The organism is Gemmatimonadaceae bacterium (assembly GCA_036504815.1).
Classification (GTDB): Bacteria; Gemmatimonadota; Gemmatimonadetes; order Gemmatimonadales; family Gemmatimonadaceae; genus PNKL01.
Genome location: DASXUN010000021.1, coordinates 314,976 through 330,353 on the forward strand (window position 1 = coordinate 314,976; position 15,378 = coordinate 330,353).

Below are 15,378 nucleotides of genomic sequence, written 5' to 3' on the forward strand. Positions count from 1 at the left end.
GAGAAGATGGGTCGAAGGGGTGCGGAGCGTGAGGGGGAGGGAAAAACGGAGGGTCGCCCCCTTGGCCCAAGGCCTTGGCCTGACTACAATTACGGACTGCGGCCAGGTAGCTCAGTTGGTAGAGCAGCAGACTGAAAATCTGCGTGTCGGCAGTTCGATTCTGCCCCTGGCCATACAAGCAGAGAAACAACAGAAAGACAACAGAGAAACAACAGAGAGACAACAGAAGACGGGGCGAAATTGGCTCCCGGGTCTGTTGTCTCTCTGTTGTTTCTCTGTTGTTTCTCTGTTGTTTCTCTGTTGTCTTTCTGCGCCACCTGTGGCGTTCGCGTCCACGGCAACGCCGGCGAGCAGGGGGTGAACGTCGCGGTCGTCTCGCCCATCGTCTCCGGCAGGTCGACTTACGCCAGAATTGCGACTGAGCAAAGTTCGGTGTTTGCGGATTGACCGCGTCGGAACGAATGTTTGCGCGTGCGTTCGGCGGTTGTTGGCGAGACGCTCGGCAACCTTGGGTCGTCCCCCCGGTGTCTGAGGTGCGGCGAACAGCAGCGGGCACGGGAAATGTCATCGATCATTCATCATCCGCTAATGTGTTCGCAAGCAAAGACTTAGGAAGTGGCTGCACCCTGTTGTCATCCTCCACCAGGACTCTTCATGCGATCAGGCCGCACGATGCTGGCGTCCGGAGCAGTCGCGCTGTTGCTGTTGGCCAATCCGTTGTCCGCACAAAACCCGGTGGGTCCCGCCCGCGATACGGTGCAGAACGCGGCGTTGCGAGCCTATCTGGATTGTCAGGAATGGGGATGCGATCGCGACTTCCTGGTCACCGAAATGAAGTGGGTGAACTGGATGCGCGAGCGGCTGGACGCCGAGATCCACGTGCTGGTCACGTCCGCCGCGACCGGCTCGGGGGGACGCCAGTTCACCGTGGTGACAATCGGGCAGAAGCAATATGCCGGCGTCGCCGACACGCTGACGTATACGGCCAATGCGAACGACGCGGATGACACCCGCCGGCGCGGGCTGCTGCGGGTGATCAGCCAGCTGCTGCTCCCGTACGCGGCACGCACACCGCTGGGACCCCGGCTGAGCGTATCGTTTGCGGCTCCGGCGACGAATGATGCCGCGCCGGGCGCTGCGGCGCGGGACAAGTGGAACTTCTGGACCTACAGCATTTCCGCGAACGGCTATGGGAGCGGCGAGAAGCGGCAGTCTTTCGAGAACCTCTGGAGCAGTCTCTCCGCCAACCGCACGACCGAGACGTGGAAGATCAGGCTCAGCGGAAATTTCTCGTATGACCAGTCGTCGTTTTCGTTCAGCAACGGCACGAAGTACTCGACGCTGCAGCGCAGCTTCGGCCTGAGCAGCATCGTCGTGCGGAGCCTCGGCGCCCACTGGTCCATGGGCGGCAAGGCGCAGGCGGACCGGTCGGATTACTACAACACGAATGCCAACATCGTGGCCGGGCCGGCCGTCGAGTGGGATTACTACCCGTACAAGGAGTACACCCGGCGCCGGCTGACCGTGCTTTATTCGGTGGCCGTGCAGCACTACGACTACCGGGAAACGACCATCTACAACCGGGACCGCGAAACGCGGCCGATGCACTTTCTCGCGGTGGGGCTCAGCAAGCGGCAGCCATGGGGATCGGCGAGCGCCTCACTGACGGGTTCGCAATTTCTCAACGCGCTCAAGCACTACAACGCGAGTCTCAACGGCGGCGTGGATGTTCGGCTCGGCAAGGGCTTCAGCGTGAACCTGTACGGCAACCTGGCGCGTGTCCGCGACCAGCTCTACCTCCCGCGCGGCGAAGCAACCGACGCGGATGTCATCGCCCGGCAGCAGGCGCTGTCCACGAACTATCGCTACTACGTCATGGCGGGGTTGCGCTACCAGTTTGGTTCGATCTTCAACTCGGTGGTGAACCAGCGGTTCGGCGCGTTCGGGGGCGGGGGGAGCACGATGGTCATGAGTTTCTGAACGGCAGAGTACGACAGAGTACGACAGAGTACGACAGAGTACGACAGAGTACGACAGAGTACGACAGAATACGACGGAATACGACGGACGTAGCGTGAACATCGGCGCAGGGGTTGCCGGCGTACGTGCGAGTTGGCACGTTCCGCGTACGAGGATTCCAACCATGACGACCCCTGCACTGACTCACGATCCGGCGCTTGAAGCGCTGTGGATGCCATTCACCGCCAACAAGGCGTTCAAGGCGCGCCCGCGACTGCTCGTGGGCGCCAAGGACATGCACTATCGGTCCGACGACGGCCGCGAGATTCTCGACGGCACGGCGGGTTTGTGGTGCGTGAATGCCGGCCACTGCCGCACGCCGATCATCGAGGCCATCAGCCGCGCGGCGGCCTCGCTCGATTTTGCCCCGGGCTTCCAAATGGGCCATCCGTGGAGCTTCGAGCTCGCCACGAAGCTCACGGGCCTCCTGCCGAAGGGCATTGACCACGTCTTCTTCTCCAACTCGGGGTCGGAGGCCGTCGACAGCGCGCTCAAGATCGCGATGGCATACCACATTGCGCGCGGCGAGCCGCAGCGCACGCGGTTCGTGGGACGCATCCGCGGCTACCATGGCGTCGGTTTCGGCGGCATCTCCGTGGGCGGCATCGAGCCGAACAAGAAGGCGTTCGCCGCGCAACTCCTGCCACAGGTGGACCACCTGCCGCACACGCACGACCTGGCGCACAACGCGTTCGCCAAGGGACAGCCGGTGTGGGGTGCGCATCTGGCCGACGCCCTCGAGGAGATCGTCGCGCAGCGCGGCGCCGACACGATCGCCGCGGTGATCGTGGAGCCGATGGCGGGGTCGACGGGCGTGCTGATTCCGCCCGTGGGCTACCTGGAGAAACTCCGCGCGCTGTGCACCAAGCACGGGATCCTGCTGATCTTCGACGAAGTGATCACCGGCTTTGGACGACTCGGCACGCCGTTTGCCGCGCAGCACTTCCGCGTGACGCCCGACCTGATCACGCTGGCCAAGGGCGTAACCAATGCGGCGGTGCCCATGGGCGCGACCTGCGTGCAGGGGAAGATCTACGACACGGTCATCAACGCGACCGAGCAGGGGATCGAGTTCTTTCACGGCTACACCTACAGCGGGCATCCACTGGCCGCGGCGGCCGGACTGGCGACGCTCGACCTGTACGCCGCCGAAGGGATCTTCGCGCGCGCGGCCGCCCTGGCGCCGAAGTGGGAGCAGGCGGTGCACTCATTGCGCGGCGCGAAGCACGTGATCGACGTGCGCAATCTCGGCCTAGTGGCCGGCGTGGAACTCGAATCGAGGGCCGGACGCCCCGGATCGCGCGCGTATGACGTGTTCGTCGATTGCTTCTTCAACCAGAACCTGCTGGTGCGCGTGACCGGCGACATCCTCGCGCTGTCGCCGCCGCTGATCATCAGCGAGGCGCAGATCGACGAGCTGGTGGCGAAGCTGCGTCGGGCGCTGGAGGCCACGGCTTAGTAGCGTATTGATACTAAATGGCGCCACGCTGGGCTTTTTCATTACGGAGGCACGGAGGAAAAGCCGAGGGCCACGGAGGAACTGCAACTTCTTGGGGGAACAGCGCGCGCCACGCAGAGTTTTGCGTGGCGCGATGTCGTTCTCCTTAGTTGTGGTGGTTCTCCGTGGCCCTCTGGCAGTTTTCCGTGCCTCCGTGGTGAAAAACCCAGCGCTCTATCGCAAAACCGGCATCGTAAACGATGCGGCGTCGGCCGCGGCGGGCCAGCGTGACGTGACGGTCTTCACGCGCGTGAAGAAGCGCACGCCGTCCATGCCGTGCTGGTTCTGGTCGCCGAAAGCGGAGTCCTTCCAGCCGCCGAAGGAGTAGAAGGCAAGCGGCACGGGAATGGGCACGTTGATGCCCACCATCCCGCACTGCACGCGGTGCGCGAACTCGTGCGCCGCACCGCCGCTGCGCGTGAAGATGGCGACGCCATTGCCGTAGCGATGCGTGTTGCAGAGCGCCAGCGCCTCGGCCGCCGTCGCCACCCGCACGACACACAGCACGGGCCCGAAGATCTCCTCCTGATAGATGGTCATGTCCGCGGTGACCCGATCGAAGAGCGTCCCGCCGAGGAAGAACCCCGCACCGTCGGCAAGCGGATGAGCTCGACCGTCCACGACGAGCGACGCGCCCTCGCGGACGCCGTGCTCGATGTAGCCGCGAATTCGGTCGCGGTGCGCGGAAGTCACGAGCGGTCCCATCTCGCTGGCGGGATCGGTGGGCGCCCCGATGTGCAGCCGGTGCACGCGCTCGGCGAGCCGCGGGAGGAGGGCATCGGCGGTCGCGTCGCCAACGACCACGGCCACGGAGATGGCCATGCAGCGCTCGCCCGCCGATCCATAGGCGGCGCCCATCAGCGACTCGACCACCTGGTCGAGATCGGCATCGGGGAGCACGACCAGATGGTTCTTGGCGCCGCCCATCGCCTGCACGCGCTTGCCGTGACGGGCAGCGGTCTCGTAGACATGGCGGGCGACGGGGGTGGATCCGACGAAACTCACCGCCTGAACGCGCGGATCCACCAGAAGCGCATTGACGGCCTCGGCGTCGCCGTTGAGCACGTTGAGGACACCGGGCGGCCCGCCCGCCTCGACGAACAGTTCCGCCAGCCGCAGCGGGCAAGACGGGTCGCGCTCCGACGGCTTGAGGACGACCGCGTTGCCGCAGGCAAGCGCCGGGGCGACCATCCAGAGCGGCACCATCGCCGGGAAATTGAAGGGCGTGATGGCAGCGACCACGCCGAGCGGCTGCCGCAGGGAGTGCATGTCGATGCCGGGCGAGACGCCATCGCTGAACTCGCCCTTCATCAGGTGCGGGATGCCGACGGCGAATTCGACCACCTCGAGTCCGCGCTGCAACTCGCCGCGGGCATCGGCGAAGACCTTGCCATGCTCGCTGCTGATGAGCGTGGCGAGCTCATCGGCGTGCGCGAGGCAGAGTTCGCGGAACCGAAACAAGACGCGGGCCCGATCGAGCGCGGAGCGTTCGCCCCACGCCGGGGCAGCCGCGTAGGCGTCGGCAATGACGCGGTCGATGTCGGCCGCATCGGCAAGCGGAACGTTGGTGGCTTGCAGTCCGGTGGCTGGATTGTAGACCGGAGCCACGCGCGCGGAGTGAGCGCCAGCGCGAACTCCGCCGGCAAAATGCGTCAGCAGGTGAGGCGTCATGTCACCAAGCTACGATGGCTCGCCGAAGCGAGCCACCGAAGCCGGTTCACGGACGCTGCCGGAGGCCAAGGCGCAAGATACGCTCGAGCAGGTCGGAGTATGCCACTCCCGCATGGCGCGCGGACGAAGCGAATTCCTCACGCTCGGCGATTTCGGGGTTCGGATTCGCCTCGAGGAAGTAGAGGTCGCCGTGCGCGTCGAGGCGAAAATCGAGGCGCGCGTAGCCGCTGAGTTCCAGAATGCGGTAGATGCGCTTGCTGACGTGCGCCGCTTCGGCCGAAAGATCGGGCGGCAACTCGGCCGGCCGGATGTCGATGCCGTGACGTTCCTGATAATCCAGGTCATGCTTGGCGCGCGCCGTCGCGATCAGCGGTTCGTCGGCCGACCGTTTTTCGGCGACCAACTCGAAGGCGGGGTACGCCACCAGCCGTTCATTGCCCATGACACTCACGTACAGCTCGCGCCCGTCGATGAACTGCTCGGCAATGGCGTCCGTGCGGATGCGCTCGTGCACGAACCGCACGCGCTCGGCCAGCTTGTCGTCCGAGTCCACCACCGACGCCTTGGCGATGCCCACCGAGGCGTGCTCGATGAGCGACTTCACGATGAGCGGGTAATTCAGGTGCGAGGGCCGTCGCACCTTGCGACCCATCGGGAAGACCGCAAACTCGGGCACGCGGATGCGGTGGTACGCGCAGAGCTTCTTGGAGAGCGCCTTGCCGCGCGAGAGGATCATGCCGCGCGGGTTGCACCCGGTGTACGGGATCTTCAGGAGTTCGAGGTAGCTGACGACGTTGTGGTCGAAGACCACCTCGCCGTGGAACTCCTCCAGCAGGTTGAAGACGACGTGCGGCTGGAACTGTTCGACGGCGTCGCGGACGGGCGCGAGTTCATACTGCACCCCCAGCGGCCGCACTTCATGACCGCACGCGCGCAGATGGCTGACCACGTCGAATTCCGTCTTCCACAGGTTGATGTCCTTGTCGCTCTGTCCCTCGAGCGAGTCGGGCGGCACCAGCTGCGGATGCATGAGGGCGAGCACACGGTGCTTCTTCATACGGCGATCCAGTCGCGACGGCCGTGCTTGGACAGAAATTCCATGGTGCGGGCCGTGAGGAGCACCATGAAATCCATGAGCAACTGACGCTCCCGGCCGACGACGCGCAGCCTGAGCTGACGGCAACGGCCGATCATGTCGTGCAGGACCTGGTCGAGGGTGAATTGATACTCACCCGTCCAGCGGGAGACGACGCGCCGAATCTCCTTGCGGTGCCGGCGCAGGAAACTGCCGGCCGCCTCGCGCGCGCGGTCGCGCGGCGCATCGGAGAAAAGGCGCAAGAGATCCTCATCGTAGGTCGTGGGATGCTCCACGGAGTAGAGCGCCCGCCGGTAGGTGTAGTGCTCGAACAGCGTGCGCGTGAGCGAGCGCGCCGGATCGATGACGGTGCGGGTGGTGACGCGCGGCCGGTGGCCGGCGAGCTCGGCCATGAGCTGGTCCACGTACTGCAGCTTCTGCAGCGCAAACCAGCCGGCGTAACGGCGCCGCCAATCGGCGCGCGGCGCCAGCCAGACCGCAAACGTCTCGGCAAAATCCTCGTCGGGATGGCTTTGGGCGTACCACCGGCGCAGGTGCTGCACGTACTTCTTGCTGGCGGGATTGGGCCGGTACGACTCTGGGTATTTCGTGGAGGACTTGCCGAACAGGCGCTGCCATTCGCGGCGACGATGGATCTGGAAGGCATGCTGCACGGCATGCCCGCACTCGTGCCGCAGGATCTGCATGCACTCGGCGTAGGTCCCACCCTCGACCTCGAGCAGCTGCGAGCGCTCGAGCTTCATCAGGCGCGGATGGGTGAGGTAAAACGGGATGGCAATGCCGGGCACGTTGCCCGGTGAGAACCACTCGTCGCTGATCCAGACATGCGGATGCACCCGCAACCCACGGGCGTCGAGCTCCGCGTAGAGATCGTTGACGCACCCCTCCAGCCAGGTCCCCTCGATGCTGACACCGAGGTCCTTGATGCGCAGTTGGAGCAGTTCCTTGGAGGGCCAGTTGGCCCACGGGAAACGGCGGGAGCGGGAAGGCATGCGCGCAGAGCGTACGGCGTTGAACCCCAGAGTGCAAGGGAACGGGCACGGTGGGGTGCAGGGGCACGGGCACGGTGTGGTGCACGGGAAGGGGCACGGTGTGGTGCGCGGGCGCGGTGTGGTGCGGGGGGTGGGGGGAGGGGGGTAAACTTCGGGCGTGACTATCACCCCCACCGGCCCGTATGCGGCGCTGTTGCACCCCAACTTCCGGCGATACGTCGTGGGGCTGCTGGCCTTCACGATGGCCGTGCAGATCCAGGGAACCGTCGTCGGGTGGCAAATCTACGAACTGACCCACGACAAGCTGGCACTGGGCCTCATTGGACTGGCCGAGGCGCTGCCGTTCATCGGGTTTGCGCTGTATGCGGGGCACGTGGCCGACCGGCACGACCGACGTCGCGTGGCGATCCTGGCACTCTCGGTGCTAGTGCTGTGCTCCGTGGCGCTCCTCGTGCTGCCGATGGCCCTGCCGCACAGCCCGCGCCGGGTGACCACGCTGATCTACGTGACTATGGTGGCCAGCGGTGTGGCGCGGAGCTTCCTCCAGCCGGCGCGCCAGGCGTTGAGCCAGGAGCTGGTGCCGCGCGCGCTCTTCCACAACGCGGTCACCTGGCGCAGCGGGACATGGCAGTTGGCGGCGGTGATGGGTCCGGCCATCGGCGGCGCGCTCTACGCCGTTGGCGGAACGACGGTGGCGTATGCCGGCGACGTGCTCCTCATCGTCATCGGGTTGCTCGCCATCGTCTCGATCCAGCATCGGAGCGTCATCAATCGTGATCACACCAATGATGTGGGTGAGAGTCTCGGCGAGGGGCTTCGGTTTGTCTTCCGTGAGCCCATCCTGCTGAGCGCACTTTCGCTTGACCTGTTCTCGGTCTTCTTCGGCGGCGCGACCGCGCTGCTTCCTGTCTTTGCGGACGACATCCTCCACGTTGGACCGCAGGGATTGGGGATGCTGCGGGCCGCGCCCGCGCTTGGCGCCGTCGTGACGTCACTGATCATCGTGCACCGTCCGCCATTCGAACGTGCGGGGCGCACGCTGGCGCTGGCCGTGTGCGGATTCGGCGTCTTCACGATCGGGTTCGGGCTTTCCACGTCATTCTGGCTGTCCGTCCTGATGCTGGCGCTGGCCGGGGCGTCGGACATGGTGAGTGTCTCGATCCGTTCGAACCTGTTGCAGACCATCACCCCGACACATCTTTTTGGACGTGTGTCGTCGGTGAACAGCGTGTTTGTGGGTTCGTCGAACGAGATCGGGATGTTCGAGAGCGGTGTCACGGCGCAGCTGTTCGGCACGGTGCCGTCGGTGCTGCTCGGCGGCTTCGCGACGCTGCTCGTGGTGGCCGTGATCTTCACGCGGAATCCGGCGTTGCGCGGGCTCCGGCGGATCCATGAGCTGGGGGAATGGTCAGGGGCCGTACCCGTCCTGGAACGATCAGGAGGGACGACGGCGCGCGCGTCGCCGCGAAGGGGCGCGTAAGGAGCAACACGAACGGGGCGTCGCATTACGCGACGCCCCGCTGCTTGCCCGGTGACCGATCAGTTGACCAGCGACTTGACGGCGGTGACCACGGCATTGGCGGTGATACCGTACTCGGCGTAGAGCTTGGGCGCCGGCGCCGATGCGCCGAAGGTCTCGATGCCGATCACCTTGCCACGCTCGCCGACCCAGCGGTACCAGCTCATCGGGTGACCTGCTTCGATGGCGACGCGCGGAATACCCGTGGGCAGCACGGCTTCGCGCCACTTGGGTTCCTGCTGCGCGAAGAGTTCGAGCGACGGCGCGCTGACGACGCGCACCGAAATGCCATCGTCCGCCAGCATCTGCTGTGCGGCCAGGGCGATCGACACCTCCGACCCGGTGGCCATCACGATGGCCTTGGGGACGGTGCCGTCGAGCGTGTTGCCCAGCACGTACGCGCCACGGGCGGCGTGCACCGCCGCCGTGCGATTGGTACGGTCGATGAAAGGGAGCTTCTGCCGCGACAGGATCAGCGCGACCGGGCCGTCCTTGTGTTCAAGCGCGACGCGCCACGACTCGGCGACCTCACTCGCGTCAGCCGGGCGCACGACCAGCAGGTTGGGAATGCAGCGCAGCGACGTGATGTGTTCCACGGGCTGATGCGTCGGGCCGTCTTCGCCCAACCCGATGGAGTCGTGCGTGAAGACATAGATGACGTGCTGCTTCATCAGCGCTGCCAGGCGAATTGCCGGGCGCATATAATCGGCAAAGACGAGGAACGTTCCGCCGTACGGTATAAACCCGCCGTGCAGCGCCATGCCGTTCATGATGGCGCCCATCGCGTGCTCGCGAATGCCGAAAAACAGGTTGCGACCATCAGGGTGCTCGGCGGAGACGCCGGCAGCACCCTTGACCATCGTGAGGTTCGAGCCCGCGAGGTCGGCGGACCCGCCGAGCAGTTCCGGCACGTGCGGGGCAATGGCGTTGATGACCGCGCCGCTTGCCGCCCGGCTGGCCACGGCCCCGTTCTCGGCGGTGAAGACGGGAAGATGGGTTCCCCAGTTGGCCGGGAGATCCCCATGCCAACGCCGGCCCAGTTCCTTGGCATCCTCGGGATTGGCCTTGGTGAAGAACATGAACCGCTTCATCCAGTCCTGCTGTGCGGCCTCGCCGTGGGCGACCACCTGGGCGCGCCAGTGGGCCACCGCCTCCTCCGGCACAACGAACGGTTCGGCATGGGGCCAGCCGAGCGCCTTCTTGGTGAGCGCAATTTCGTCCTTCCCCAGCGGTTCGCCGTGAGCCTTGGCCGTTCCAGCCCGATTGGGCGAACCGAAGCCGATGACACTCCGGGTGATGACGAGCGTGGGGCGCTTCGTCTCGGCCTTCGCCTCGGCGACGGCACGGTCGATCGCGGCCTGATCGTTGACGTCGGCGATGTGCAGCACCTGCCAGCCGTAGGCCTCGAAACGCTTGGCGGCATCGTCGCTGCAGGTGAGGTCGGTGCGCCCGTCAATGGAGATGCCGTTGTCGTCAAAGAAACCGATCAGCTTGCCAAGCTTCTGGTGGCCGGCAAACGAGGCCGCCTCGTGCGAGATCCCCTCCATCAGGCAACCATCGCCGGCGATGAACCACGTATGGTGGTCGATAATTTGGTGACCGGGCTTGTTGAAAGTCGCGGCAAGCGTTCGTTCGGCCAGCGCCAAGCCCACCGCGTTGGCAATGCCCTGGCCGAGCGGCCCCGTGGTCGTCTCCACCCCGGCCGTGTGGCCCACTTCGGGATGTCCGGGTGTCTTGCTCCTCCACTGCCGGAAGTTCTTGAGGTCATCGAGCGTCAGCTCGTACCCGGACATGAACAGGGTGCCGTAGAGCAGCATCGAGGCATGGCCGGCCGAGAGGACGAATCGGTCGCGATCCTGCCAGTGCGGGTTCGACGGCGCGTGGCGCAGGTGCCTGGTGAAGAGCGCGTAGGTCAGCGGGGCAAGCGCCATCGGCGTCCCGGGGTGCCCGGAATCCGCGGCTTGCACCGCGTCCATGGCGAGGGTGCGGACCGTATTGATGGCGAGGCGATCAAGGGCGTCGGAAGCAGCCACGGGCCGAAGCTCCGGCAGTCTGGGGTGAGGGCGCGCGGCGTGATGCGGCGCAACACAGAAAAGTAGCCGACCGACGCCTGCGGTGCGATGCGGATATGGCGCCGGAGAAGCACAGCCGCTTCCCCGGCGCCCCGGCGAGCGGCTCCTTCCACGGCCTCTGGCCGAGGGACATATTCCCGTCGTGATGAGCCGCCTCACGACGGTTGGCGAATCGGCCACCCTTTCGCGCGATCTCTCGGACTTTCTGATCGAGTTTTCGATCGGTCTGCACAAGAACGCGATCTATCCCGCCGGCCATCCGCTGCGGGAATCCGCCGCCGATCTCATCACCCGCCGGCTCAGCGCGCTGCTGCTCGTTCGGCCGACGCTGTCACTCGGCGTCGCCCGCCACCAGTTGATCATCGAGGGGGTGGCGACCGAGGAGAACAACCCGGTGCTGCGCGATCTCGCCTTGCGCCTGCACCGGCACCATCTGGGCGCGGTGAAATTCAGCGAGGGAGTCACCACCGATGAGGTTGCGGACGTCCTGGCCACCCTGGCGGTCGAGGCCGGGCGACGCCCGCGCCCCCTTGGCCTCGAAAATGAGGATGTGCTCGCCCAGTGGCCGCACATTCGGCTGTTTCCGCTGACGTTCGAGCAGCTTCAGCTGCTGGAAGAGGAAAACGACCAGGAGGAAGACAAGGCCGAAATGCGCGGCAGCCGCAGCCGCGCCGCGCAGCTGTGGATCGGCCTCGCCCGCGCCGCGCTCGCGCGGGACCTCGACGAGGCGACGGAGCTCGACGCCGCGGATTCCGCGGATCCGGTGGTGGTCGCCAAGGCCATCGACGATCACAAGCGCGACGCCGCGTATGACCAGGTGGTGGTGGGCTACCTGCTGCAAATCGCGGAAGAGCTCAAGGCGAAGGGCGGCAAGGAGGCGGCTGCGCTGCAGAAGCGCATCTCGCGGCTGGTCTCCACGCTGCAGCCGGAGACCCTGCACAACCTGATGCACATGGGTGGCGACGTGATGCAGCGTCGCAAGTTCGTGCTTGATGCGACGCAGGGCATGGCCGTCGAAGCGGTCGTCGACCTCGTGCAGGCCGCCGCCGAGTCGTCGCAACAGACGATCTCGCACTCCCTCGTCCGCATGCTGTCGAAGCTGGCGGTGCATGCCGACGACGGGAGTCCCCTGGCACGACCGGCGGCGGACAGCGCGCTGCGTGACCAGGTGCACAAGCTGGTGAGCGGATGGAATCTCGAGGATCCGAACCCGGACAACTACCGCAAGGCGCTCGAGAAGATGTCGCAAATGGCGCCGAGCTTTCGTGGCGAGGACAGTTTCCCGGCCGAACCTGAACGATTGCTGGCGATGGGCCTGGAGATCGAAGTCCTCGGCGAACCGGTCTGGCGCTCCATCGACCAAATGACCGCGCGCCAGGATCTCACGCCATTGCTGGATCTGCTTGATGCCGCCAACGACGGATGGATGCGGGAGGCGCTCTGGCGACACGTGGCCACCCCGGAACGGCTGGAGGCGCAGCTCGAGCACTTCCCCGCAACCAGCAAGGCGGTCGAACGGCTGGTTGCCCGCATGGGACTGGCGGCCGTCGAGCCGCTGCTGGCCGCGCTCGCCCGCGAGAGCGAGACCTCGGCCATCCCCCTCGTCGACCTGCTGGGTTCGATTGGTCCCGAAGTCGGACCGCTGATCGTGACCCGCCTCAGTGTCTCGCGCTGGCCGATGGTGCGGCACCTCCTGGCGGCGATCAATCGCATGGAGCAATGGCCGGAGGGCTTCGATGCGCGGGACTTCACGCGTCATCCCGACGCCAGTGTCCGGCGGGAGGCGGTGCGCCTGCTCATCAAGCAGCCGGCGTATCGCGAGCAGGCCATCACGGCCGCCCTGGCCGACGTGGATGAACGCAACGTGCGCCTCGCGCTGGGGGCCGTCATGCAGGGGTGCACGGCGGCGCAGGCTTCCGTCCTGATGGCGCGCGCCGACGACACGTCGCTGTCGCCCGATTTGCGCGCGCTCGGCATCCGCGCCGTTGCCACTCATCGGTCGATGGAGACGCTGAACTTCCTGCTTGGCCGCGTCGCGGGCAGCAAGGTCCTGATGTTCCGCCGCACCCTGGCGGCGAAGTCTCCCGAGATGCTTGCGGCGTTGACCGGCCTGGCGGCCCACTGGGCATCGGAGCCGGCGGCCAAGGAAGTCCTCGCGCAGGCCAGCAAGAATTCAGATCCCGAGATCAGCGACGCCGCGACGCGTCGTGGAGGGGCGCGGTGAGCGAACCGGCACGATTCCTGACGTCACTGGCGCAGGCGCTGTCCACGATGACGCTGTACGCGGACGGCCATCCCGCCCGCGAACGCGCCATCGACCTGGCGTTCGAGCAACTGCGCGCACTGCAGGCGGTCGACTCACATCCGCAGTTCTCGTTCCTCGGCTACGATGTCGTCTACGGCAACGTCGCGTTGCGCGAGTTGAAGGAGTGGGACTGGGGGGTGCGCCTGGCCAACGCCGGCATCCAGCGCCTCGAGTTCAGCTACGACGTGACGCGCGACGACTTCGAGGTCTTCCTCGACGAATGCCTGGCGCGACTGACCCTGCAGTTCATCGACTCGGCCACACGAAGTCCGGAACGAAAGACGGCCATCCGGTTTGGCGCGATCGGCGTGAAGGGCGCAGAAGGCATGATAAGGCCGGAGGACCTGCTGCCGACGGCGACCATCGCCTATTCCCTGCAGGAAGAGGCCGACACCATCCGCTGGCTGCACGACGAAGTGGAGGTGCGCGGCGAACTCCCGCTGCTGGAAGCGGAGTCAGTCGTGAAGTCGCTGTCCGTGGCGATGCACGGAGACCGGGAGATCGTGATTCCGCTGCTGCAGTTGAAGGAGTTCGACCAGTACACGACCACGCACTCGCTCAACGTCTCGGTGCTGGCGATGGCGTTGGCCGAGTACATGGGGATGGGCCCCAAGGACGTGCGCGGCTTCGGCGTGGCCGGGCTGCTGCATGACCTCGGCAAGGTGCGCATTCCGAAGGAAGTGCTCACCAAACCCGGCAAGCTGACGGACGACGAGTGGACGATCATGCGGCGGCATCCGGTGGACGGCGCCAAGATCATCTACGAGAGCGATCGCCAACTGGATCTCGCGTCGGCGGTCGCGTATGAGCACCACATCATGATCAACGGCGGCGGCTATCCGAACCGCCACTTCCAGCGGGACTGCCACAAGGCGAGCAAGCTGGTGCACATCTGCGACGTCTACGATGCGTTGCGCACCAACCGGCCGTATCGCGAGGCGTGGGACGCCGAACGCGTGCTCTCGCAGATCGAGAAGGGAATCGGCTGGGACTTCGACGAGGAGCCAGCGCGCGCCTTCATCCAGATGATGGGACAATGGGAGCGTCGCGTCGCGGTCGTGGACGACAAGACGCCGCTGCCGCAATACGCCGCGGCGATGGCCGCGGCGGCCAGCGAGGCGGGGACGGCGGCGACGCCTCCCGCCGGTTTCCCGGCGGTGCCAGATTCACCGGACGCCGCTGCCCCAGGCGCACCACCCGCCCCATGACGTCACCGAACGATCCGACGGCCCGCTTCCGGTCGCTGAAGCATCCAGGCGCGCTTCTCGCGCTGATGGAGAACCTGCGCGAGTCGTTCTACATCCTGAACGCCCGCGGCGAAGTGGTGGACGCGAACCCGGCCTTCCTTTCCATGCTCGGCGTCCGCGCCCTCGATGACCTGCGCTCGTATTCGTTGTCGGATATGGTGGCCGACCCGCGGAGGCGAATGGAGGAACTCGAGACGCTCGATACCACAGGGTTCGTGCGCGACTTCGAGATCGAAATCGTGCGTCCCGACGGCGCCGAGCGCACGGTGCTGGACAGCTGCTACGTGTGCGTTGACGCGGCCACCAACGAGCCGTTCTACCACGGCGTGATGGTGGACATCACAGACCGCAAGCGGCAGGAAGACGCGTTGCGCGAACAAAGCGTGCGCGATCCGCTGACCGGCTGCTATAACCGGCGCTACCTCGAGCAGATCGAACCGGAACTGGAGAGCTCCGAGTCGCCCTTCGGCTGCATCTTCATCGACATCGATCATTTCAAGCAGTACAACGACCTGCACGGCCATGCGATGGGCGACACCACGCTCGTGCGCATGAGCCGGTTCCTGATGCGTCAGGTGCGGGCGGAGGAGCCGGTGATTCGCCTGGGCGGCGATGAGTTCCTGCTGGTGCTGAATCCAGCGGATGAAGACGCGGTCGAGATGGTGGCGCGCCGCCTGCAGCTGGCGGCCATTCGCACGGCGCCGGTGCCGTTCAGCCTGGGCTGGAGCGCCCGGCGGCCGGGCGAATCGGTGCAGGACACGGTGAACCGGGCGGACCAGCGCCTGCTCTCGGTGCGCGTGATGGAGCGTTCGGGCAAGCGGAGCGCGACTCCGCCGGAGTGACTGCCGCGGCGTGCACGACGCGGGGTCAGGTCGGCGATGACTATTTAGTAGCGATATGGTACTAAATTGCGCCACGGTGACTTCTCCGTGGGAAAAGAGTCCGGCGTCTCTCCATAT

The 15,378-nt window shown here is 66.0% G+C and carries 10 protein-coding genes and 1 tRNA gene; 7 read left to right on the forward strand and 4 right to left on the reverse strand.

The genetic code is table 11. The features are described 5' to 3' along the window. The first annotated feature begins 100 nt into the window (after positions 1-100). From VGJ96_11045 to VGJ96_11055, 3 genes are all read left to right on the forward strand, one after another. Positions 101-173: transfer RNA gene (locus tag VGJ96_11045), tRNA-Phe, on the forward strand. A gap of 481 nt (positions 174-654) precedes the next feature. After that, on the forward strand, positions 655-1,980 hold the full coding sequence (locus VGJ96_11050) for a hypothetical protein (GenBank protein HEY3287640.1): 1,326 nt from the start codon (positions 655-657) through the stop codon (positions 1,978-1,980). 163 nt (positions 1,981-2,143) lie between these two features. Then, the gene (locus tag VGJ96_11055) at positions 2,144-3,478 is read left to right on the forward strand and encodes an aspartate aminotransferase family protein (GenBank protein HEY3287641.1); all 1,335 of its coding nucleotides are present in this window, start codon (positions 2,144-2,146) and stop codon (positions 3,476-3,478) included. A gap of 213 nt (positions 3,479-3,691) precedes the next feature. Here the strand turns inward: VGJ96_11055 and VGJ96_11060 are convergent, their stop codons facing one another. From VGJ96_11060 to VGJ96_11070, 3 genes are read right to left on the reverse strand one after another with little or no spacing between them, the layout of a single operon-like run. After that, positions 3,692-5,188, reverse strand: coding sequence for a CoA-acylating methylmalonate-semialdehyde dehydrogenase (locus VGJ96_11060; GenBank protein HEY3287642.1), 1,497 nt, complete (start codon positions 5,186-5,188; stop codon positions 3,692-3,694). A 46-nt stretch (positions 5,189-5,234) separates the two neighbouring features. Further along, a complete protein-coding gene (locus VGJ96_11065; GenBank protein HEY3287643.1) occupies positions 5,235-6,245 on the reverse strand; it encodes a hypothetical protein in 1,011 nt (336 codons plus the stop codon). Beyond that, positions 6,242-7,276 carry a putative zinc-binding metallopeptidase gene (locus VGJ96_11070; GenBank protein ID HEY3287644.1) on the reverse strand — a complete coding sequence of 345 codons (1,035 nt, stop codon included), beginning with the start codon at positions 7,274-7,276 and terminating at the stop codon, positions 6,242-6,244. The genes VGJ96_11065 and VGJ96_11070 overlap by 4 nt, the downstream gene beginning before the upstream one ends. A 157-nt stretch (positions 7,277-7,433) precedes the next feature. Here VGJ96_11070 and VGJ96_11075 point away from each other — a divergent pair, with 157 nt between their 5' ends. After that, positions 7,434-8,756 carry an MFS transporter gene (locus VGJ96_11075; protein HEY3287645.1) on the forward strand — a complete coding sequence of 441 codons (1,323 nt, stop codon included), beginning with the start codon at positions 7,434-7,436 and terminating at the stop codon, positions 8,754-8,756. Positions 8,757-8,815: 59 nt separating this feature from the next. On the opposite strand, the gene tkt is transcribed toward VGJ96_11075, so the two are convergent. After that, a complete protein-coding gene (gene tkt / locus VGJ96_11080) occupies positions 8,816-10,828 on the reverse strand; it encodes a transketolase (protein HEY3287646.1) in 2,013 nt (670 codons plus the stop codon). A gap of 184 nt (positions 10,829-11,012) precedes the next feature. Between tkt and VGJ96_11085 the strand changes: the two genes are divergently transcribed. From VGJ96_11085 to VGJ96_11095, 3 genes are read left to right on the forward strand one after another with little or no spacing between them, the layout of a single operon-like run. Then, positions 11,013-13,091, forward strand: coding sequence for a hypothetical protein (locus VGJ96_11085; GenBank protein HEY3287647.1), 2,079 nt, complete (start codon positions 11,013-11,015; stop codon positions 13,089-13,091). Continuing rightward, positions 13,088-14,380 (forward strand): HD domain-containing phosphohydrolase, encoded by a 1,293-nt coding sequence (locus VGJ96_11090; GenBank protein ID HEY3287648.1) that lies wholly within the window; start codon positions 13,088-13,090, stop codon positions 14,378-14,380. Before VGJ96_11085 ends, VGJ96_11090 begins: the two co-directional genes overlap by 4 nt. Next, positions 14,377-15,261, forward strand: a complete 885-nt coding sequence (locus VGJ96_11095; protein ID HEY3287649.1) for a sensor domain-containing diguanylate cyclase — start codon at positions 14,377-14,379, stop codon at positions 15,259-15,261. The genes VGJ96_11090 and VGJ96_11095 overlap by 4 nt, the downstream gene beginning before the upstream one ends. Positions 15,262-15,378 lie beyond the last annotated feature (117 nt).

What these genes read in the sequence shown, in the direction of transcription:
- VGJ96_11070 (HEY3287644.1), bottom strand. Translation starts at nt 7,276, where the DNA reads ATGCCTTCCCGCTCCCGCCGTTTCCCGTGGGCCAACTGGCCCTCCAAG.
- VGJ96_11065 (HEY3287643.1), bottom strand. Translation starts at nt 6,245, where the DNA reads ATGAAGAAGCACCGTGTGCTCGCCCTCATGCATCCGCAGCTGGTGCCG.
- VGJ96_11050 (HEY3287640.1), top strand. Translation starts at nt 655, where the DNA reads ATGCGATCAGGCCGCACGATGCTGGCGTCCGGAGCAGTCGCGCTGTTG.
- VGJ96_11060 (HEY3287642.1), bottom strand. Translation starts at nt 5,188, where the DNA reads ATGACGCCTCACCTGCTGACGCATTTTGCCGGCGGAGTTCGCGCTGGC.
- VGJ96_11085 (HEY3287647.1), top strand. Translation starts at nt 11,013, where the DNA reads ATGAGCCGCCTCACGACGGTTGGCGAATCGGCCACCCTTTCGCGCGAT.
- VGJ96_11095 (HEY3287649.1), top strand. Translation starts at nt 14,377, where the DNA reads ATGACGTCACCGAACGATCCGACGGCCCGCTTCCGGTCGCTGAAGCAT.
- VGJ96_11055 (HEY3287641.1), top strand. Translation starts at nt 2,144, where the DNA reads ATGACGACCCCTGCACTGACTCACGATCCGGCGCTTGAAGCGCTGTGG.